Annotated in this window: 17 protein-coding genes; 6 read left to right on the top strand and 11 right to left on the bottom strand. The window is 73.9% G+C overall.

Going from position 1 to position 20,866, the window contains the following annotated elements:
- Positions 1-5: 5 nt before the first annotated feature.
- From iolB to K4S16_RS43810, 4 genes are read right to left on the bottom strand one after another with little or no spacing between them, the layout of a single operon-like run.
- The gene (gene iolB / locus K4S16_RS43825) at positions 6-863 is read right to left on the bottom strand and encodes a 5-deoxy-glucuronate isomerase (protein WP_149265041.1); all 858 of its coding nucleotides are present in this window, start codon (positions 861-863) and stop codon (positions 6-8) included.
- The gene (gene iolC / locus K4S16_RS43820) at positions 860-1,795 is read right to left on the bottom strand and encodes a 5-dehydro-2-deoxygluconokinase (RefSeq protein ID WP_149265040.1); all 936 of its coding nucleotides are present in this window, start codon (positions 1,793-1,795) and stop codon (positions 860-862) included. The genes iolB and iolC overlap by 4 nt, the downstream gene beginning before the upstream one ends.
- Complete coding sequence (locus K4S16_RS43815) at positions 1,792-2,643, bottom strand: TIM barrel protein (protein WP_200842476.1); 852 nt, start codon at positions 2,641-2,643, stop codon at positions 1,792-1,794. Before K4S16_RS43815 ends, iolC begins: the two co-directional genes overlap by 4 nt.
- Positions 2,640-3,650, bottom strand: a complete 1,011-nt coding sequence (locus tag K4S16_RS43810; protein WP_149265039.1) for a Gfo/Idh/MocA family oxidoreductase — start codon at positions 3,648-3,650, stop codon at positions 2,640-2,642. Before K4S16_RS43810 ends, K4S16_RS43815 begins: the two co-directional genes overlap by 4 nt.
- A 170-nt stretch (positions 3,651-3,820) precedes the next feature.
- On the opposite strand from K4S16_RS43810, the gene K4S16_RS43805 reads away from it, so the two are divergent.
- Positions 3,821-5,332 (top strand): nitroreductase family deazaflavin-dependent oxidoreductase, encoded by a 1,512-nt coding sequence (locus K4S16_RS43805; RefSeq protein ID WP_149265038.1) that lies wholly within the window; start codon positions 3,821-3,823, stop codon positions 5,330-5,332.
- On the opposite strand, the gene K4S16_RS43800 is transcribed toward K4S16_RS43805, so the two are convergent.
- The 3 genes from K4S16_RS43800 to K4S16_RS43790 all read right to left on the bottom strand — a co-directional run bounded on the left by K4S16_RS43800 (position 5,329) and on the right by K4S16_RS43790 (position 9,115).
- Positions 5,329-5,802, bottom strand: a complete 474-nt coding sequence (locus tag K4S16_RS43800; protein WP_149265037.1) for a VanZ family protein — start codon at positions 5,800-5,802, stop codon at positions 5,329-5,331. The genes K4S16_RS43805 and K4S16_RS43800 overlap by 4 nt on opposite strands.
- Before the next feature lie 158 nt (positions 5,803-5,960).
- Positions 5,961-8,357 (bottom strand): endopeptidase La, encoded by a 2,397-nt coding sequence (gene lon / locus K4S16_RS43795; protein WP_149265036.1) that lies wholly within the window; start codon positions 8,355-8,357, stop codon positions 5,961-5,963.
- Positions 8,358-8,584: 227 nt separating this feature from the next.
- Positions 8,585-9,115: a hypothetical protein gene (locus tag K4S16_RS43790; protein WP_149265035.1), complete on the bottom strand. Its 531-nt coding sequence runs from the start codon at positions 9,113-9,115 to the stop codon at positions 8,585-8,587.
- A 96-nt stretch (positions 9,116-9,211) separates the two neighbouring features.
- Here K4S16_RS43790 and K4S16_RS43785 point away from each other — a divergent pair, with 96 nt between their 5' ends.
- Both K4S16_RS43785 and K4S16_RS43780 read left to right on the top strand, forming a co-directional pair.
- Positions 9,212-10,222: a phosphodiester glycosidase family protein gene (locus tag K4S16_RS43785; protein ID WP_149265034.1), complete on the top strand. Its 1,011-nt coding sequence runs from the start codon at positions 9,212-9,214 to the stop codon at positions 10,220-10,222.
- A gap of 287 nt (positions 10,223-10,509) precedes the next feature.
- Positions 10,510-11,751 carry an MFS transporter gene (locus K4S16_RS43780; protein ID WP_235037459.1) on the top strand — a complete coding sequence of 414 codons (1,242 nt, stop codon included), beginning with the start codon at positions 10,510-10,512 and terminating at the stop codon, positions 11,749-11,751.
- 642 nt (positions 11,752-12,393) lie between these two features.
- Here K4S16_RS43780 and K4S16_RS43775 read toward each other — a convergent pair.
- The 4 genes from K4S16_RS43775 to K4S16_RS43760 all read right to left on the bottom strand — a co-directional run bounded on the left by K4S16_RS43775 (position 12,394) and on the right by K4S16_RS43760 (position 15,408).
- Positions 12,394-13,317 carry a bifunctional helix-turn-helix transcriptional regulator/GNAT family N-acetyltransferase gene (locus K4S16_RS43775; protein WP_149265033.1) on the bottom strand — a complete coding sequence of 308 codons (924 nt, stop codon included), beginning with the start codon at positions 13,315-13,317 and terminating at the stop codon, positions 12,394-12,396.
- A gap of 74 nt (positions 13,318-13,391) precedes the next feature.
- Positions 13,392-13,715, bottom strand: a complete 324-nt coding sequence (locus K4S16_RS43770) for a DUF3817 domain-containing protein (RefSeq protein WP_149265032.1) — start codon at positions 13,713-13,715, stop codon at positions 13,392-13,394.
- Positions 13,716-13,770: 55 nt separating this feature from the next.
- Positions 13,771-14,127 carry a hypothetical protein gene (locus K4S16_RS43765; protein WP_149265031.1) on the bottom strand — a complete coding sequence of 119 codons (357 nt, stop codon included), beginning with the start codon at positions 14,125-14,127 and terminating at the stop codon, positions 13,771-13,773.
- Between the two features lie 63 nt (positions 14,128-14,190).
- Entirely contained in the window at positions 14,191-15,408 is a 1,218-nt protein-coding gene (locus K4S16_RS43760; protein WP_149265030.1) for a citrate/2-methylcitrate synthase, read from the bottom strand.
- A gap of 66 nt (positions 15,409-15,474) precedes the next feature.
- Here K4S16_RS43760 and K4S16_RS43755 point away from each other — a divergent pair, with 66 nt between their 5' ends.
- From K4S16_RS43755 to K4S16_RS43745, 3 genes are read left to right on the top strand one after another with little or no spacing between them, the layout of a single operon-like run.
- Positions 15,475-16,713, top strand: coding sequence for a LeuA family protein (locus K4S16_RS43755; protein WP_149265029.1), 1,239 nt, complete (start codon positions 15,475-15,477; stop codon positions 16,711-16,713).
- A 48-nt stretch (positions 16,714-16,761) separates the two neighbouring features.
- Complete coding sequence (locus K4S16_RS43750; RefSeq protein ID WP_149265028.1) at positions 16,762-18,135, top strand: SWIM zinc finger family protein; 1,374 nt, start codon at positions 16,762-16,764, stop codon at positions 18,133-18,135.
- Positions 18,132-20,774, top strand: a complete 2,643-nt coding sequence (locus tag K4S16_RS43745; RefSeq protein ID WP_149265027.1) for a DUF6493 family protein — start codon at positions 18,132-18,134, stop codon at positions 20,772-20,774. The genes K4S16_RS43750 and K4S16_RS43745 overlap by 4 nt, the downstream gene beginning before the upstream one ends.
- Positions 20,775-20,866: the final 92 nt, after the last annotated feature.

Genomic DNA, 20,866 nt, shown 5'->3' with positions numbered 1-20,866 from the left:
GAGTCTCATGAACGTCCCTCCGCCGAGGTGAGCGGCAGCCTCGGGTCGACCGGCTGCCCCTCCCAGGTGTCCCGGATCCAGGCGTGCGCCGGGTCGTCGCAGATGCGCCACGCGCGTTCCGGCGACGGCCCGGCCATCACGTTGAGGTAGTACAGGTCGTGCCCCGGCGGAGCCATCGACGGGCCGTGCCAGCCGTGCGGGATCAGCACGGCGTCGCCGCTGCGGACCTCCGCCAGCACGTCGATCGGACGTCCCGGCGACCCGTAGACGCGCTGGTAGGCCATGCCGTCCCGGGCGACCTCGAAGTAGTAGATCTCCTCCAGGACGGCCTCGTCCGCCGTCTGCTCGTCGTGCTTGTGCGGCGGGAACGACGACCAGCAGCCCGCCGGCGTGAGCACCTCGCACGCGATCAGCTTCTCGGCGAACGGGAACCCCTCCGGCGTCCCGAAGTTGTTGACCTGCCGGCTCGCCGACCCGGCGCCCCGCAGCTCGACCGGAACCGCCTCCGCGGGCCCGTAGCGCGGCGCGAGCCGCCGCTCGCACCGGGCGCCCGCCAGCGCGAACCGCCCGTGCCCCCGCACCGTCACCCGCGCGTCGCGCGGCACGTAGGCGAAGTCGCTGACCCGGGCGAAGACGTCCTCGCGGCCCTCAAGCCCGAACCGCTCACCGTCGCACTTGACCACGCACGACCCCGCCAGCGGCAAGACGATCATCTCGAACTCGCCGGTGCCGAACTCGTGCGACCCGCCTTCCGGGAGCTCCAGCACCCGCAGCGACGAGTACGCCCACCCCGCCGACTCGGGGGTGACGACCAGCCCGTACGGGGCCTCCGCGGCGGTTCCGGCGGGCAGGTGGTATTTCATCGCGGCTCCTTCAGCAGTTCGTCGACCTCGTCTTGGGTGGGCATCGCGTCGGAGCAGGCGATGCGGGACGCGACGATCGCCCCTGCGGCGCCCGCGAACTCGATGAGCCGCCGCAGGCCCCAGCCGGCGAGGAGCCCGTGGCAGACGGCGCCGCCGAACGCGTCCCCGGCGCCTAGTCCGTTGACCACGTCGACCTTGACCGGCGGTACCTCCACCACCTCGTCGGCGGTGGCGGCGAGGACGCCTTCCGGGCCCATCTTCACGATGGCGAGCTCCGGGCCGCGGGCCAGGATCGCGCGGGCGGCGGCATGCGGCTCCCGCTCCCCCACGGCGACCTCGCACTCCTCCAGGTTCCCGACGGCGACCGTCGCCCGTTCCAAGGCGAGTCCGGCCCAGTGCGGAGCCTCGGAGGGGTCCTCCCACAGCATCGGCCTGTAGTCGAGGTCGATGACGGTCTGCCCGGGGTGCTCCCCCAGCGCGGTCAGGGTCGCCTCCCGGCTCGGCTCCTGCGAAAGGCCCGTGACCGTGGCCCAGGCGATGCGCGCCGAGCGGATCGCGTCGAGGTCCAGCTCGTCCGGACGGATCTCCAGGTCGGGAGCCTTTGGGTAGCGGTAGAAGTACAGCGGGAAGTCGTCCGGCGGGAAGATCTCGCAGAAGGCCAGCGGTGTCGGCAGGCCGGGGACGGCGGTGACGTACCGGTCGTCCACGCCGTAGCCGCGGAGCGCCTTGTGGACGAACCGGCCGAAGGGGTCCTCCCCCGTCCGCGTGATGACGGCGGCGCTGCGGCCGTACCTGGCCGCCGCCACGGCGACGTTGGTCGGGCTGCCGCCGAGGTACTTGCCGAACGATTCGACGTCCTCCAGCGGCGTGCCCACCTGGTCCGGGTAGACGTCGACGCTGACCCGCCCCATCGTGATGAGGTCGAACGTCATCGGGCCACCCCGGCGAGGTAGTCGAGGCTCCGGCGGACGTCGCCGTACGGCCCGTCGCCCGGCGCGGGCTCGCCGGTCAGGACGGTGTCCTGCTCCATCACCCACCAGCCTTCGTAACCGGCGATCTCCAAGGTGCGGATGATGTCGGGGATGTCGATGTCGCCCTCCCCTAGCGGCCTGTACAAGCCGTCCCGCACCGCGTTCGTGTACGTGACGCCGCCCTTGAGCACCCGTTGGGCGAGCTCCACGTCCACGTCCTTGAGATGGACGTGCGCTATGCGCGGCGCCGCGAAACGCGCCAGCCACACCGGATCGGTCCCGCCGACCAGCAGGTGGCCTGTGTCGAGGCAGAGGGGGATGCTGCATCCCCCCAGCACGCGTTCGACCTCGTCGCGCCGCTCCACGACCGTTCCGACGTGCGGGTGCAGCGTGACGAGCCTGCCGCGGGCGGTGGCGCGCGCAGCGATCGCGTCCAGGTTCGCAAGCAGCACCGACCACGCCTTGGTGTCGAGGACGGGACGCTCGTCATACCCGTCGAGGCCGGTTGCGGCCGCCAAGACGAGGACGCCGTCGATGTCGTCCAAGGCTCGCTCGACCAGAGGCATCGGGTCGAAGTCGGAGTCGTGCAGCACGACGGGTACGAACGCCCCTACAAGGCCCAACCCGAACGAGGCCAGCAGTTCATTCCGCTCTTGCGCGGCCCTAGGGAGGAAGCCGTCCGGCCCCAGCTCGGTCGCCGCGAGACCGAGGTCGTGCATCTCGGCGAGAACTCGGCCCGGTTCCATCTGGTGGCCCCAGCCTGGCACCTCGCACACGCCCCAGGAGATCGGGGCGCCGGCGACCCTCACCGCCGCACCTCCTCGACGCCGACGATCCGGCCCTGCCGCATGGACAGCTCGCACGCTTCGGCGAGGTAGAACGCCTCCAGCGCCTCCTCCGGCGGGCACGGGTTGGCGCGGCGGCCCGCCACGACGTCCGCGAAGGCCCGCAGCTCGGCGTCGTAGGCGTCGGAGAAGCGCTCCATGAAACCGGCGTAGGGGGCCTTGGGCTGGTCCCCGTCCGGAAGCGCGGTCGCGGGCGTCCGATCGTCCAGGCCGGTGATGACGCTGTCCTTGGACCCGAACAGCTCCAGCCGGGCGTCGTATCCGGCGGCGTTGTAGCGGGTGGCCGAGACCTGGCCCAGCGTCCCGTCGTCCAGGATGAGCAGCGCGGAGCCGGTGTCGACGTCGCCGGCCTCGCGGAAGAAGTCGTCGCCCCGGTTGGCTCCGGCGGCCATCACGCGGACGACCTCGCGGCCCGTGACGAACCGGATGAGGTCCAGGTCGTGGATGAGGCAGTCGCGGAACAGCCCGCCGGACGCGGGGACGTACTCGGCCGGCGGGGGCGCCGGGTCGAAGCTGCACGACCGGACGGTGTGCAGCCAGCCGAGCCGTCCGGACGCCAGGGCCTCGCGCGCCGCCGCGTTCCCCGCGTCGAACCGGCGCTGGAACCCGACCTGCACCGGCACGTCGGCGGCGGCGGCCGCATGGACGATTTGGAACGTTCCATCTAGATCGGAAGCGAGCGGTTTCTCGCAGAAGACGGGAGTTCGCGCGGCGACGGCCCGCTCCACCAGGCCCGCGTGCGCGTCCGTGGCCGCCGCGACGACCAGGCCGTCCAGTCCGGCGGAGAAGAGGCCGTCGACGGCGTCCAGGGCGGTGACCTCGGGCCGCCCCCCGCCCAGTCGCGCGGCGAGGTCGCGGGCGCGGCGCGGGTCGGCGTCCGCGACGACCACCGCCTCCACCTCGGGCAACTCTCGCAGCGCGGCGGCGTGGCGCGCACCAATGCGCCCCGCGCCGGCCAGTCCGATCCTCATCGATCCCCTCCCGGTCGGCCGTCAGGTGGAGACACCGAGTCTGATGGAGCGTTCCAGAAGCGTCAACGCCCCGGCTGTCCGCCTCTCCGGTAATGGAGTTGTCCGAAACCGGGCCGGGTACTCGGGACTCCGGCTGTCGCGGGGGTCATACCAAGCGCTAGTTTTGCCCTATGCGGATCTTCGTCACCGGCGCCTCCGGATTCGTCGGGTCCCATGCCGTGCGCGCCCTGCTCGACGCCGGGCACCGGCCGCGCGCGCTGGTCCGCGACCCGGAGAAGGCGGCGAAGGTCCTGCGCGCGGTGGGCGTCGACGCCCGGGACGTGGAGCTCGTCCGCGGAGACATGCTCGACGAGGACCGCGTGGCCGAGGCGCTGCGGGGCTGCGACGCCGCGATCCACGCCGCCGCGGCGATCGGGGTGACCGGCGGCGCGGGCGACCTCGTGAAGGTGAACGTCCAGGGCACGCGCAACGTGGTCGGCGGGGCCGTCGCCCAGGGCCTGGCCCCGGTGGTCCACGTGTCGACGGTCGCGGTGTTCGTCCCGCCGTCCGGCCCGGTCATCACCGCGGGCGACGCCCTGGCGAACCCGCGGACCGACTACGGCAGGTCCAAGCTCGCGGCCGAACGCTACGTGCGCGGCCTCCAGGAGGACGGCGCTCCGGTCACCATCGTCTACCCCGGCGGCGTGTGCGGCCCGAACCAGCCGGCGCTGGACGCGCTGATGGAGGGCCTCGCCGCCGCGCTCGGCAAGGTGTGGCCGCTTCCGGGCGGCGGCGTCTCGGTCCTCGACGTCCGCGACCTGGGCGAGGCGTTGGCACGTTCCGTGGAGGCCCGGCAGGGGCCGAGCCGCTGGGTGCTCGGCGGCCACTACCTGACCTGGCCGCAGTACGCCGACCTGTGCGACCGGCTCACCGGGGTGCGGTGCCGCCGCGTCCGCGTCCCCAGCCGCGCCATGCTCGCGCTGGGCTCCGCCCTGGACGCGGCCAAGCGCGTCCGCCGCTTCGACTACCCGCTCACCCGGGACGCCGCCGAGTTCATGGTCACGCTGGTGCCGACCGACGACCGTCCCGTCCTGGACGCGCTCGGCCTCACGCTGCGCCCCGTCGAGGAGACCGTCGCCGACGGCCTGCGCTGGCTGGCCGAGAGCGGACATCTGAACCCGCGCCGGGCCGGACGGCTCGCCGCCAAGGAGGCCCCGATGCCGACACTCGTCCAGCGCACGTTCGGACCCGTCTTCCACCGGGTCTCGGGCTCCGAGTGGTTCTCCAAGGTGGGGCCCAAGGTGGTCCCGCCCGTCGACCGGACGCTGCACAGGCTCACCGGAGGACGGCTCCTGCTCGGCCAGCTCCTCGTACCCAGCCTCGTGCTGACGACGACCGGCGCCGTCAGCGGGCTCCCCCGGCAGACTCCGCTCGCCTGCCTGCCCGACCGGGAGGGCGGCTGGTACGTCGTCGGCTCCAATTTCGGTCGCGAGAAGCACCCCGCCTGGACGGGCAACCTCCTCAAGAACCCGGAAGCCGAGGTCAGTTTCCAGGGCCGCTCCGTCCCCGTCACCGCCCACCTCCTGGACGACGTCGAACGCAAGGAGATCTGGCCTCGCCTCATCGCCGTCTGGCCCGTCTACGACCGTTATGTGGAGCGCACGGAACGGCAGCTGAGGGTCTTCCGCCTGACCCCCCGCTAACGGCCGCGGAGGGTCAGGGAAAGCCTCCGGCCGATGAGCAGATAGGCGAGCACGACACCGGCGACGTTGAGGATGACGTCGTCGACGTCGAAGGCCCGTCCCATCACGAACGCGCCCTGCACCGTCTCGATGGCCAGCGAGAGCATGCCGCTCACCAGGGCCAGCCGTACCGGGCCGCGGAGGGACGTCCAGACCAGGGGCAGGAGCACGCCGAGCGGCGCCAGGAGGATCACGTTGCCGCCCACCTGGAGGAGCGCGTCCTTGATGGGCTGGTCCATATAGAACCGGAGCGATCGGCCGGGATCGGTGTTCCCACCGGCCTGGCCGTTGTCCTGGACGGGGGTCAAAGTGAGCTTGAAAGCGAAGTAGAAGAAAACTCCGAGGAAGCCCAACGCGATGATCACTACCACCACGCGCAGGGCGACGACGTACCAGGGGACCCTCTCGCCCGCCGCTGCGGGCTGCCACATTTCCACCAACACTCGGCGCGGTCTCCCCAGTTCGCCGCGGTCCATGCATGGCCGCGGGTTTTGGGATGACCGGATAGTCCATTGATGTCGAAATGCCCGGATGGTACGGAAACGCCCGCGCCGGGACGAACCCGGCGCGGGCGTGCGCTCCGCTCCGATCAGGCGGCGACCGCGGTGGTGGCCGGCTCCAGGGCCAGGTCCAGCACCTCGCGGACGTCGCTGACGGCGAACACCGTCATCTTCTCGAGCACCTCGGCCGGGACGTCCTCGAGGTCCGGCTCGTTGCGCTTCGGCACGATCGCGGTGGTGATGCCGAGCCTCGACGCGGCCAGCAGCTTCTGCTTCAGGCCGCCGATCGGCAGCACCCGCCCGGTCAGCGACACCTCGCCGGTCATCGCCACGTCCGAGCGCACCGGCCGGCCCGACAGCAGCGACGCGAGCGCCGTCGTCATCGTGATGCCCGCGCTCGGGCCGTCCTTCGGGATCGCGCCGGCGGGCACGTGGACGTGCACGCCGCGGTCCTTCAGGTCGCCGACCGGCAGCTCCAGCTCCGCGCCGCGCGAGCGCAGGTAGCTGAGCGCGATCCGGGCCGACTCCTTCATGACGTCGCCGAGCTGGCCGGTGAGCGTCACGCCGGTGTCGCCCGTCTCCCGGTCGGCCAGCGACGCCTCGATGTAGAGGACGTCGCCGCCCGCGCCGGTGACCGCGAGGCCCGTCGCCACGCCCGGCACGCCGGTGCGGCGCTCGTTCCTGCTCAGCTCGACCTCCGGGGTGAACCGCGGCCGGCCGAGGTAGTCCTTCAGGTCGTCCGCGCCGATCCGGACGGGCAGCGCCGACTTGCCGAGCGCGACGTTGGCCGCGACCTTGCGCAGCACCCGCGCGATCGAGCGGTCCAGGGACCGGACCCCGGCCTCCCGGGTGTACTCGGCCGCGAGCAGCCGCAGCGCGTCGTCGCCGAAGGACACCTCCGACGCCTCCATGCCGGCCTTGTCGAGCTGGCGCGGCAGCAGGTGGTCGCGGGCGATCGTGACCTTCTCGTGCTCGGTGTAGCCGTCCAGCTCCACCAGCTCCATCCGGTCGAGCAGCGGCCCGGGGATCGCCTCCACCACGTTCGCGGTGGCGAGGAACAGCACGTCGCTCAGGTCGAGCTCGACCTCCAGGTAGTGGTCCCGGAAGGTGTGGTTCTGCTCGGGGTCGAGGACCTCCAGCAGCGCCGCGGTCGGGTCGCCGCGGTAGTCGGCGCCGACCTTGTCGACCTCGTCCAGCAGGACGACGGGGTTCATCGTCCCCGCCTCGCGGATGGCGCGGACGATGCGTCCCGGAAGCGCGCCCACGTACGTGCGGCGGTGACCCCGGATCTCGGCCTCGTCACGGACGCCGCCCAGAGCGACCCGCACGAACTCGCGGCCCATGGCCCGCGCGACCGACTCGCCCAGGGACGTCTTGCCGACGCCGGGAGGGCCGGTCAGCGCCAGCACCGCGCCGCTCCTGCGCCCGCCCACGACGCCCAGGCCGCGCTCCTCGCGCCGCTTGCGCACGGCCAGGTACTCGACGATGCGCTCCTTGACGTCGTCGAGGCCCGCGTGGTCGGCATCGAGGATCTCCCGCGCGCCCGCGATGTCGTAGGCGTCCTCGGTCCGCTCGTTCCAGGGGATGTCGAGGACGGTGTCCAGCCAGGTGCGGATCCAGCCGCCCTCGGGCGAGGCGTCGGACGACCGCTCCAGCTTGTCGACCTCCTTCAGCGCCGCCTCGCGCACCTTCTCGGGGAGGTTCGCGGCCTCGATCCGGGCCCGGTAGTCGTCCTCCTCGTCGGCCGGGTCGCCGTTCAGCTCGGCCAGCTCCTTGCGGATGGCCTCCTGCTGCTGGCGCAGCAGGAACTCGCGCTGCGTCTTCTCCATGCCCTCCTGGACGTCCTTGCGGATGGTCTCCGCCACGTCCAGCTCGGCGAGGTGGTCGCGCGTCCACCCGATCACCAGGTTGAGCCGCTCCACCACGTCGACGGTCTCCAGGACCTCGATCTTCTGCTCGTCGGTGAGGTACGGCGCGTACCCGGCGTTGTCGGCCAGCGTGGACGGGTCATCGATCTGCTGCACGACGTCCACGACCTGCCAGGCGCCCCGGTTCTGCAGGATCGCGCTGACCAGGCCCTTGTACTCCTTCGCCAGCTCCTGCGCGCGCCCGGAGGCGGGCGGCGTCTCGACCGGCGTCCCCTCGACCCACAGCGCCGCGCCCGGCCCGGTCGTCCCGATGCCGATCCGCACCCGCTGCACGCCGCGGACGACCGCGCCCGGCTCGCCGCCGGGAAGCCGCCCCTCCTGCTCGATGACACCGAGCGTGCCGAGGCCGGCGTACTGCCCGTTCAACCTGGGCACCAGCAGCACCCGCGGCTTGGCCGCCGACCGGATGCCCGGCCCCTTGGCCTGCGCCACCGCCCGCGCGGCCTCGACGGCGGCCCGGACCTCGCCGCTCTCCGACAGGTCCAGGGGCACCACCATGCCGGGCAGAACGACCCCGTCGTCGAGGGGCAGCACCGGCAGCGTCAGGGTCTCGCTCATGCTCAGCTCCAAGTCAGTAGACCGACCCAACCACGGGTTGAGTCATTCTCACTCAAGAAAACGGAGCACCAATTTGTTTCCGCAGCAACGTTCGCTCTCAGCGATCACCCGCCGCGTGCGCGCCACAGGGCCCTGGCGAGTGCGCGGCCAGGCCGGCACGCGGGCGAGACCGGGGTCCCCGCGGCCGACGACCCGGCAGAATGCCCGCGCACGGCCGCGACGCCCTGTCAGAGGGTGTCCCACCAGCGTGGAGCCGAGTCATCAGGTTCGTCGGGGCTTGCGAAATGGAACGGCACGCCCAATCGTCCTGCCAGCGCCGCGCCGATCCTGCTCGCCTCTTCCGCCTCCGGCCAAGGGGGCACCTCGCCGTTGAACGCGCGGATGTCGTTCCCGTGCTGGACGGTCGCGAGGTGGTGCTCGGTGTTCGGGTCGCGCGTGACACCGAGCACCACCACGAACCACCCCTCGGTATCGCCATCCCAGAGGGCCTCCACCGCAGCTGGAGGCCGCGGCAGTTCCTGGACCTTCCTGATGAGGTCTTCAAGATCCAGAGGAGCGGTCGGTGGCCGATGGAAGCCTTGCCCCAGAGCCGCGTACCGTTCGGCGACCAGCCGATGACACTCATACAGGCCCGCCCGCGGCTGCCCGGAGCCGTCGAGGACCGCCTTGACCGCAGAGAGCCTCTGGTCGTCTGCGACAAGCGCGTCGACCTGATCCCGCACCTCTGCCGGCAGCCTGTTCCACAGCGGATTCTCCATGAGCGCATTCAAGCGGGAAAGCTTGCCGGTGCGGGAAAGTGGCCGGGACGGCGGCGAACCCGGCGTAAAGGGCGAGCGTCATAAAGTGGCGTGATCATGACCACGATCCTGCGGCCGCGGCGGTGGGGGCGGGGGTGGCGATGGGGTGTCTCGTTGGCCCTGGCCCCCGTCCTCGCGGCGTCGGCGGCCGTGGCTGTGGCGTACGGGAAGGCCGGGGGCTGGTACGGCGTCAACGTGATGCTGCGCCGGGGCGCCAGCATCTGGGTCGACGTCGCTCCGGACGATTCCCGGCTTTCCCCGGGCATCCGGTTGTCGCTGGCCGGGCGGCGCACGCCCGACGCGCCCGAACCGGTGCGCTGGCGCCAGGCCGCCGCGGGACTGGACGTCGCCGAGCTGCCCGTCCGGGTGGGCGGGCGGCCCGTGGACGCCCTGCTGCTCACCCGGATCGACCCGGCCCGGTACCGGTTCCGGGTGCTGAGCCGCCCGGCCGGCGACCGGGAGGTCGGCGACTGGATGGAGGCCACCGGGGCGGCCCTGGTCGTCAACGGCAGCTACTACGCCCGCGACGGGAGCCCGGACACCCCCGTCGTCAGCGACGGGCGCCGGCTGGGCCCCTCGTCCTACCAGGCGAGGCACGGAGCGTTCCTGGTCGACGGGCCGGGCGGCGCCCGCCTGGCGGACCTCACCGGCACGGACTGGCGGCCGGTCACCGAAGGCGCGAGCCAGGCCATGGTCTCCTACCCGATGCTGCTGGGAGCGGACGGGCACGGCCGGACCGGCGGCCAGGACGAGCGATGGCTGGCCAACCGCAGCTTCCTCGGGCAGGACGGCGCCGGGCGGATCATCGTCGGCACCACCCGGGACGCCTACTTCTCCCTGCCTTCACTCGCCGCCTTCCTCCCGCGTTCGGGACTCGGCCTGCGCCTCGCCCTGAACCTGGACGGCGGACCGGTCGCCTGCCAGAAGGTGTCGGCCGGCGGCTACCGGCGCGACTTCTGCGGGCGCTATGAGACGGCCGTGCACGACGGCCGCCTCCAGTTGCTGCGGCCCCTGGTCGACTTCCGCCGCAACGGCCTCCCGATGGCCCTCGTCGCGGTCCCCCGCTGAACCGCTCCCGCCCGATCGCCAGCCCCACGGCCTCCGGACGGAAAACCGCTTGCGGGAGGAGCGGGGGCGTGCAAGAGTCGGCGCGGAGATCTTGGGTGCGCTTCGGGAGGTCGCGCGTGTACACCGCCAACGGCAAGGCCACGACCGGCGTCCCGGCGGCGGAGGGCGCGGCGGCCTAGAGGCCGGCACCGCTCCACGACGCCGGGACGGTTCCCGCGCGGGGGTTCGGCCCCGCGGTTCCCGCCTGCGCGGATCACGCGCGGGCGTCGACTCGACGTGGAGCATCCTTGTCTTCTTCCCTGCCCTCGGCGCACGCCCCTCTCGGCCGCCGAATGATCTTCCTTCTGGCTCTGACCTGCGGCGTCGCCGTGGGGAACATCTACTTCCCGCAGGCGGTCAGTCCGCTGGCGGCGGCCGGGCTGGGCGTGCCGCCCGACTCGGCCGCGCTGGTGGTGACCGCGGCGCAGTTCGGGTACGCGGCCGGGATCTTCCTGCTCGTGCCGCTCGGGGACCGGTTCCCGCACCGCCCGCTGATCGTGGCGATGCTCGCCGTCACCGGCGCGGCGCTGCTCTGCGCGGCGGCCGCGCCCGGGCTCGCGGTGCTGGTCGGCGCGAGCGCCGTGGTCGGGGTCGCGACCGTGATCGCCCAGGTCATCGCGCCGATGGCGGCCGGGCTCGCGGCCGAGGACCGGCGCGGCGCGGTCATGGGGACGCTGCTGGCCGGGTCGATCGGCGGCATCCTGCTGGCCCGGACGTTCGGCGGGTTCGCCGCCGAGTGGCTCGGCTGGCGGGCCCCGTACCTGATCGCCGCGGCCGCCACGCTGGCGATCGCGGCCGCGCTGGCCGTCGCGCTGCCGGCGACCGTCCCGCCGTCGCGGCAGTCGTATCCGGCGCTGCTGGCCGCGCCGCTGCGGCTGCTGCGCGAGGAGCCCGAGCTGCGGCGGTCGTGCTTCTACCAGGCGACGGTCTTCGGCGGCTTCCAGGCCGTCTGGACGGGCGTCGCGCTGTACCTGACCGGCCCGGCGTACGGGCTCGGCGTCCAGGCGGTCGGCCTCCTGGCGCTGGTCAGCGCGGCGACCATGGCCGCGACGCCCGTCGCGGGACGCCGGGTCGACCGGCGCGGCCCGGAACCGGTCACCCTCGTCGCGATCCTCGGGACGATCGCGTCCACCGGCGTCCTGGCGCTGGGCGGACTCGGGGGCGCGCCGGGGCTCGTGGCGCTCGGAGCCGGGACGCTGCTGCTGGACGTCGCGATGCAGTCCGGCATGATCGCGAACCAGGCGCGGATCTTCGCGTTGCGCCCGGACGCCCGCAGCCGCATCAACACCGCGTACATGACCTGCGCCTTCCTCGGCGGCAGCACCGGGTCGTGGCTCGGCGCCCAGGCCTGCACCCGGTTCGGCTGGACGGGCGTGTGCGCGCTCGTCGCCCTCCTGGCCTGCCTTGCCCTCGCCCGGCACCTGGCGCACCGGCCGGCCCCCGCGGGCCTGCGGGGCAACGCCGAGGCAAAGGCGCCTTCGCGATCCTGATTCTTTGCCCGGGTGCCGGTTTACGCGCGCATGACGCGGGGGTACCTAACGCAACGAGATCGTGACGCAGGGTGAACGACAGGTCATCGGGGCGGCAAAGCCCCAGGTCGATAGGCGGGAGGCGGCGGATGCGACGCAGCGAGCGCGCGACCCGGGCCGTCTCCGCGTCCCCTTCCCCGCGCGGCCCGGTCCGTACGGCCGAGAACGTTCGCGACGTACCGCTCCGCGGCCGGCACCGCCCCCCAGCGGCGGCCGCGGAGGCGGGGCGCGGCGACACACCTCGGGTCCTCGGCCGTACCGGACCGGCTCCGCGCCGACGTCCTCCCCTGGGCCCGGTGCCGCCCGCCCCCGCGGCACCGGCGCCCCCCACCGGCCGGACCGGCCGCGGCGGTGGGCCGCGCCGCCGGTCCGGCCGCAGGCTTCCGGGCGCCGCGCAGGCGCCCTCCCCCGAGCGCCGGGCGAGCGCCCGCGTCCGGCGCGGCGTGGAAAGGAGGTGGGAACCAGAGCGGATCCGAACCGGCGTTGCGCCGGTGAACCCAGGCGGCCGGTACTCCGTCCGACCCCCGTCCCGGCCGCCCTACGCAGTAAGGGATCGCTGCGGAGCAGGGCCCGTGGAGGAGCGACACACTCCACGGGCCCCGCTCAAAGCTTCTTGCGCCAGACCTGGCCGTGCACGACGTCGCCGAAGCGCTCCACCGGCGGCTCCTGCTCCTCCAGGACGAACCCGGCGCGCTCGTAGAGGCGGTGCGCGGGACGCTGGAGCGCCGTCGTCCACAGCATGATCTCGGTGTAGCCCGCAGCGGCGGCGAAGTCCACGCACGCGGCGACCAGCGCCGCCCCGACGCCCGTGCCTCGGGCCTCCGGTTCGACGTGCAGCAGCCGGAGCTGCGCGACGTCGTCCTCGCGGCGGACGCAGAACACCGCGCCCAGCCGCTCCCCTCCCGACTCGGCGATCCAGGCGTTCTCCCTCTCCGGGTCGTGCCCGCGCACGTAGTCGGCGAGGACGGAGGCGACGAGGGCCTCGTAGGTGCGGTCCCAGCCGCACTCGACGTCGTAGAGGGCGCCGTTGCGCTCCACCACCCAGCCGAGGTCGCCGGGGCGCAGCGCCCGCAGGACGAAGCCGTCCCGGCGCGGACGCTCCCCGAGGACGTCCTGGACGGTGCGCATCGCGGCGAGCAGGCGGCGGCGGTCGGCCGGGTCCAGCCCGTCCAGCATCTCGCGGATCTCGGCGATGGAGCGCTCGTCCAGCATGGCGAACACCTCGCGGCCGCGCGGGGTGAGCCGGACGATCTGGCGCCGGGCGTCCCCGGGCGCGCGCTCGCGCGCGACGAGCCCGTCGGCCTCGAACCGGGCCAGCATCCGGCTGAGGTAGCCGGCGTCGAGGTCGAGGGCGCGGCGCAGGGCCAGCACCTCGCTGTCCTCCCGCTGCGCCAGCTCGAAGATCACGCGCGCCTCGGTGAGCGAGTACGGCGAGCGGACGAGCCCCTCGCCGAGCACCCCGATGACGCCGGTGTAGAAGCGGTTGAACGCGCGGACCGTGCCGACGTCCTCCCGGGTCGCCTTCATACCCGCCCCTCCTAACGTTTGACTGAGTCAAACATTAGGCGACGGAGCGGCCGCGCACCAGTCCCCGGGGACGGTCAGACCTTCGCCTCGGCCTCCGCGGGCCGCAGCGCCCGCGCGTCGCGGACCACGCTGCGCTCGACGAAGAAGGTCATCAGCGGCACCACCCCGCCGAGCACGATCACGACCATCCGGCTCAGCGGCCAGCCCGTGCGCCGCCACAGGTCGAAGGCGGCCACAAGGTAGACCATGTAGAGGAAGCCGTGGACGGGCGCCACGATGCCCGCGAGCGCCGGCATGTCGGTGGGCCCGTACTTGAGGATCATGCCGATCGTCAGCAGCACCAGCAGGGTGCCGACCACCAGCGCCAGGATCCGGTACCTGGTCACCGCGCCTTCCACAGCAAACGCACCTTTCGTTCAGCGGCCCCTCGGGGCGGGGTGTGCGGGACGCGGGTCAGCCGCGCCCGCGGCTCTCGGAGTTGAGCCGCGCGAGGTAGCGGTTGTAGGCCGCGAGCGCGGGGTCCTCTTCCTCCTGCTGCCGGATGATCTCCCGCTTGACCTCGGCCTCCGCGGGCTCCTCGATGCTGCGCGGGGCGGGCCGCACTCCGGCGCGCTCGTCCCGGATCATCTTGACCCACATCACGATCACGAAGATCGCGAAGATCGGCCACTCGAACGTGTAGGCCCAGCTGCGGTCGTTGCCGCCCTGGGCGCGGTCGAACTGCCACCAGCCGAAGCCGATGAACGCGCCGCACAGCACGATCGCGAGCGCGTGCAGCCCGAGCCAGCCTGGGGTGAGGAACCGTCGCACGTCAACGAGCCTACCCCCGCCCGCGCGGACCGCGGCCCCGGCCCCGCCCCGGCGCGCGGACGATCAGGACGGCTCCGGTCCCGTGTAGACCGCGCGGGGACGCAGCGGGCCGCGCCGGCCGTACTCCTCCAGCGCGTGGGCGAGCCAGCCGGCGGTCCGTGCGACGGCGAAGAGGGCCTCGCCGGCCCCCGGGACGAGCCCCGCGACCGCGCCGAGCGTCGCCAGGGAGAAGTCGACGTTGGGCGCGGGGAGGCGGCGCCGGGCGGCCTCGTCCAGGACGGCCTCCGCGGCGGCGAGCCGGTCGTGGCCCGGCGCCGCGGCGCGGACGAGGTCCATCAGCAGCGCGGCGCGCCCGTCGCCGGACTTGTAGACGGCGTGCCCGAACCCGGGCACGCGCTCGCCGCCGCGCAGCCGCTCCCCGATCACGCGGGACGCCGACGCCGGGTCGGAGACCTCGGCGAGCAGGCGTTCCGCACCGTAGGAGGCGCCGCCGTGCAGCGGCCCGCTCAGGACCCCGAGGCCGGACGCGACGACCGCGTAGGGGTCGGCGCGCACGGACGCGGCGACCCGCGCCGCGACCGTCGACGCGGCCAGTTCGTGGTCGGCCAGCAGGATCATGGCGGCCTCGAAGGCGCGCAGCAGCCCGGCGTCCTCGGGCGGGCGCGGGCACAGCCGGTTCCAGAGCCGCTCGGCGACGCGCTCGGCGCCGGGGGCCCGGTTCGCGGCGGGCAGGGCCTCGACGAGACCGGCGATCAGCGCCCGGCCGGTCGCGGTGACGCCCTCGGGGTCGAGGTGGTGGCGCAGCGGGTCGGTCGCGGCGAGCGCGGCGACGATCAGGTGGAGCCGGTCGAGCGGGAGGAGGTCCGGCGGCAGCCCGGACTGGGCCGCGACGGCCGCGGCGACGCCGTCCGCCCTGGCCCGCCAGGGCTCCTCGCGCGCGTCGCGGCCGTGCCACAGCCAGCCGGCGACGTCCTCGAACGCCCGGCTCCCGGCCATCTCCAGGACGTCGCGGCCCCGGTAGTAGTGCCGGTCGGCGCCGAGCGCGGTGATCGCCGACTCGATCGCCAGCTCGCCGGGGCCGGGCGGGCGGCGGGGCCTGCCGCGCCTGGCGAGCTCCTCCACCTGGGCGGCGTCGAACAGGCTCCGTCGGCCGTCCGGCGCGTGCCTGCGCCGCAGGACGCCCCGGCTCACGTACGCGTACAGCGTGGCGGGCTTCACACCGAGGCGTTCCGCCGCCGCCTTGGCGTCGATCCACCCGCTGAGCTGCTCTTCCTCCGCCATCCCGCTCCCTGGATATTGATTTTCGTCAATATTGATACATATCGTTGCCGGTGTCAATCTGAGGGCATGCCACAGATTCACTTCCTGGACGTCACCAACCGCGACGGCGTCCAGACGGCCCGGACGGGCCTGTCCAAGTTCGGCAAGACGATGGTCAACTTCTACCTGGGACGGCTGGGCGTGGCGCAGTCGGAGATCGGCTTCCCGTTCCTGTTCCACGAGGTCCCCTACGTCCGGGCGCAGATCGCCCTGGCCGAGGCGGGCGCGTTCGGGGGCCTGCGCCTGTCGGGGTGGTGCCGGGGCGTCGCCGCGGACGTCGAGAAGGCCGTTCGGGTGCGGGCCGGGGAGACCGGGCTCGCGCACTACAACCTGTCGATCTCGACGTCCGACTACATGATCGCCAACAAGTTCCGGGGCCGGCTCGACCGCGACGCGATCATCCGGGAGATGGTCGCGGCGGTCCGCGCGGCCAAGGCGGGCGGCGCGCGGACGGTCGGTGTCAACGCCGAGGACGGCTCGCGCACCGACGACGGGTTCCTCACCGAGTTCGCGCTGGCCGCGAAGGAGGCCGGCGCCGACCGCGTCCGGTACTGCGACACGATCGGCGGCGACACGCCGGAGCGCATCCGGGAGCGCTTCGCCAAGCTCGCCTCCGCCACGGCGATGCCGGTCGAGACCCACTGCCACAACGACCTCGGCATGGCCGTCGCCAACTCCGTCAGCGGCGCGCTCGGCGACCTGGAGGCCGGGCAGGACGCCTGGATCAACACGTGCGTGAACGGCATCGGCGAGCGTTCGGGCAACGCCGACCTGCTGTCGACGATCCTCGCGTTCCGGCACGGCTTCGGCCTTGAGGGGCGCGCCGAGTTCGGCGATCCGATCGACCTCGCGTGGGCGCGGCGGTTCGCGCTGTGGGCGAGCTACGCGTTCGGCCAGCCGCTCCCCTACAACCAGGTCGGCGTCGGGCGGAACGCGTTCGCGCACGAGTCCGGCATCCACGCCGACGGCGCGTTGAAGGACCACGGCAACTACGAGCTGTACGACGAGGCGACCCTCGGCCCCTTCCCGGCGGACTGGCACGCTCGTCCCGGACGCGTCGTGCTGACCGGCGAGTACGGCGGCAAGGCGGGCTTCCGGCACGTGATGGACGGCCTCGGCGTCGAGCCCGCCGACGAGGACCTCGCCTTCCAGCTCGTCCAGCTCTGCAACGCCCAGACGGGCCGTCCCCTGACCGACGACGAGCTCCGCCTCATCGCCACCTACCCGCGGGAGCTGGCGCTGCTCTTCCCCGGCCAGCTCCCCTGATCGCGGATTCGCTCTGATTTGTCGGTACCGAGCCCTACGTTTCCCGGCATGGCGAGCAGCACGGTGGCGGCAGGGGCCGCGCAGTCGTACCGGTACACGAGGCCGTCCGGCCTGGACGAGGGGCTCCTGGGGCTCTCCACGTCCGGCGGGACGACGAGCAGCGGGCCGCAGGCGAACCCGCACTTCTTCAGCGGCGTGCTGACGCAGGCGGCGCCCGCGGCGGCCGGCCTGCTCGCGCTGGCCGACGTCGCCCAGACCAGGTACCACCAGCCGCGTCCCACTGCGTTCCGGGATCCGGTCGTCACGTGCAGCGGCGACCGGATCCGGATGGAGTCCTTCTCCGCCTGCGGCGGCGTGTACGCGCGGCTGGACGTCCTCGAACCGGCGCTGGACGGCGAGGTCCACGAGCGCGGCACGACGAACGTGGACGTGAACGGGCCCCTGCGCGAGGCGCTCGCCCGGGTGGGGGGGTCCGATCCGCTGCACCTGGCGGTCGGCGCCGGGGAGATGGCCGTCACCACGCTGGACGGGGCCGTGGTGGAGAAGAAGGTCCCGCTGCCCGACCGCTGGCTCCGGGGCTTCGCCGAAGTCCAGGTCATCACGGCCGGGTTCGACCCGCGCGGGGAGCTGAGCGCGGCCGACGCGGTGCGGTTCCTGCGGTCGCTGCCGCGCGGGGGGCGCGAGCCGCTGTGGGCGGTTCCGGCGGGCCGGACGCTGCGGGTCGCGGCGCGCCCGTCCCCCGGCGCGGTCTGCCTGGCCGGACCCGACCGGCTCCGGACGATGCAGCCGCTGCTGCGCTTCGCGAAGGCGCTGCGCGTCTACGGGCCGCCCGTCGCCGCCGGGAGCGGGCCGGTGGCGAGCGTCTGGGAGCTGGAGCTGCCCGGCATGCGGTACGTCCTGACGCTGTCGCCGCAGCACTCGCGCGGCTTCTCCGGGGAGGGCGCCGTGCTGGACGCCGTCTCGACCGACGAGGCGGCGGCGGACGCCGACCTGCTCGGCGCGCTGCTGTCCTTCGAGCCGCGGGTGGAGCCGGGCCTGCTGGCCGAGCGGTCGGGGCTCACCCCCGCGCGGACGAGGGCGGCGCTGGTCCAGCTCGGGACGTCCGGCCGCGTCGGCTTCGACGCCGCCGAGGCCGCGTTCTTCCATCGCGAACTGCCCTACGACCCGGCGCGGGTGGCCGACCTCAACCCGCGGCTGCGTTCGGCGCGCGCGCTGGTCGCGGAGGGCGCGGTGCGGTTCACCGCCGAGGACGCGGCGGTCGTCCTCAGCAACGGCGGTGAGCGCCGGGTCCGCTTCGACGGCGACCGGGCCACCTGCACCTGTCCATGGTGGTACGACCATCGGGGCGAGCGCGGCCCGTGCAAGCACGTCCTCGCCGCGCGGATCGTCCGCCGCGAGACCGCTGTGGAGGCCGTCCGATGAGGGCCCCGGACGAGTTCCAGAAGGCGATCGACGCCGGCGACCTGGCGCAGACGGTGCGCCTGGCCGGCGAGCTCGACGAGGCCGGCCGCCGCGCCATCGCGAAGGACCTGCCCGACCGGCTGAAGGCGATGCGCGCCGCGACGGAGTACGGCTGGCTGGACCGCGAGGCGTTCGGGCCGCTTCTGGTCCTCGGGGCGGGCACGTTCGGCGGTGCCGCGGCCGCGGCCGCGTGGCTGTGCCGCCGGGAGCTGCGGCTGTGGTGGACCCGGGACGACTTCGCCGACTTCCGCGCGGCCCTGTGCGAGGTCACCGCCGCGCGCCCGGACGAATGGCGCGCCGACGTCGCGCACCGCGTCGCCGCCCGCATCCGCCTGTCCGGCGGCGAGCGGGCTCAGTGGCACATCGCGGCGACCCTGGCCAAATCGGCCGGGATCGTCCCAGAATCTGACGGTTTCGTCGTCAGCTGGGTGACCGAGCGCGCCCTTCCCCGGGCCGACGACCCGTTCCTCGACGTGCTCGTCCCGAGGCTGTTCGAGGTCGAGGCCGTTGGCGGCGCCCTCGCCGAGGACGAGGCGAGACTCCGGTGGGACAGGGCGCGCAAGGGCACCTGGGCCGGCACCCTGGCCGCCATGGCCGAAGCCGGGCGGCTCGACCGCACCCTCCTGCTGGACGGCTGCGTCAGCCGCTTCCTTCGCGGCGGCACCGCCCGCGACCTGCGCTGGTTCATCGCGCTGCACGACGCGCTGGAGCCGACCGACGACGAGACGGCCGCCCGCGCCCGCGACTACGTCCGCCTGCTCCCGGCCGCGCCCTCCACCGTCGCCGGCCTCGCCCTGCGCCAGGTCCGCCGGGTCGACGACCTGGGACGGCTCGACGCCGGGTTGTTCGACGAGGCCGCGGGCGCGCTGCTGTTCCGCCCCGAGAAGAAGCTCGTCCAGGCCGCGCTGACCTGGCTCGACCGCACGGCCCGCAAGCGCGACCGGGTCGACGCCACCCTGCGCGCCGTCACGGCCGTGTTCACCTCGGACGCCCTCGACCTGCGCGAACGCGCCGTCGCGCTCGCGGTCAAGCACGCGGGCCACGCGAGCAAGGCCGTCCACCAGGAGATCCGCGCCGCCGCGGGCGACCTGCCGGCCGTCCTGCGCGAGCCGATCGCGGGGGCGTTCGGCGAGGTCGAGGCGGCGGCCGCTCCCGAGCCGTCCCCCGGCCCGCCGCCCTTCACCCCGCGCGAGGCGCCCGTCCCGATCGGCTCCCTCGCCGAACTGGCCGAGGAGTTCGCGGTCCTGCTGCGGGCCGACGAGGAGTGGCGCACGTCCGAACGCTTCCTGGCCGCGCTCGTCGAGTACGCCTACCGCGACCCGGAGGGGACGCGCGCGGCGCTCCGGAAACCCGCCGCCGACCGCGCGCGCTGGATCCTGGACGGCGACGACCACGCGTACTGGCGCAACTTTGTCCGGGCGAGCTGGATCGCGTTCCCGGTGCAGAGCCTCCTGCGCCCGCCGAGGTCGCACGGCCTTGTCGAGGCGCTCACCTCCCTGCTGAAGGGGCGGTCCCGCAAGTCCGGGACGGTGTTCGACCCGCAGCTGGAGCGCTTCCTCACCCTGCGCAGGCACGAGATCGCGTCCGCGGTGGGGAGGGTGCCCGTCCTCCTCGCGACCCCGACCGAGGGCAGCGGCCACGTCGACCCCGGCGTCCTGGTCGCGCGGCTCGAGAGGATCGAGGCGGCGGGCGCCGAGCCGGGGCGCGCCGACCTCATGCAGGCGATGCTGCGCGTGCCCCGCGAGATCGACCCGGCCGCCGCGGCGCGCGCGGGACAGCTGGAGTCCAAGGCCGGCCAGACCCTCGCGGCGTGGCTGGCGGACGGCGGCCTAGCCGACCCCGCCGTCGAGTGCGCGATCCTCGACAAACCCCTGGCGGCCGTCCGCGGCCGGACGGTCCGGCTGCCGAGCCGGGTCCTGTCCACAGTGGACGTCCCCGGTGGCTCCGACATCGCCCACCTGTGCGCCTTCCCCGAAGACGGCTGGACGGACTTCGGGACGGCGGGGATCAGTTCGGCCCAGGGGTTCTGGCCGTCGGTCCTGCCGTCCCACCGCGAGGTGGCTGCCGCGCATCTCGTCCCCCACCTGGCGGGAGCGGACGAGATCGACCTGGACCAGGGCGCCATCATGCTCGACCTGGCGGAGGCCGACGGGCCCACCGGTTCCGCCACCGGGACGCTGCTCGCCCACGTGCTCGCCCACCAGAGCCAGAACGAGCGCGCCGACGCGGTCGAGGCGCTCCTCGTCCTCAGCGCCCGGGGCGCCCTGCCCGCCGCCGAGACGGGAACGGCCCTCGGACGCCTCGCCGCGCTGAAGCGCCTCGTCCTCCCCCGCGCCGTCAAGGCCCTCACGGCCGCCGCCGACGGCGGCGGGCACTCCGGCGTGTGGACGATCCTCGCCGCGGCGCTCCCGCACGCGCTGCCGGCCCCCGGCGAGCGCGCCGCGACCGGCATGCCCGACCTCCTCGCCCTGGCGACCCGCCTGGCGGAGGCGACCGGCGCCAGGGGCGCGATCCCGGCCGTCCAGGACGTCGCGGCGCGCGGCGGCTCCAGCCGCCTGGTGAAGGAGTCCGCCCGCCTGCACCGCACGCTCGCAACGTGAGGGCCCGCGGCGGTGTTGACCCGAGTACCGGTGTTGACCCGAGTACACGGTGTTGACGGAAGCGCCGGTCCGATATGGGACGCTGAGCCCGG

The sequence above is a fragment of the Actinomadura sp. K4S16 genome (assembly GCF_008327685.1).
GTDB lineage: Bacteria > Actinomycetota > Actinomycetes > Streptosporangiales > Streptosporangiaceae > Spirillospora.
The sequence above is the reverse complement of the archived record's forward strand: the minus strand, read 5'-3'. Positions and strand labels throughout refer to the sequence as shown.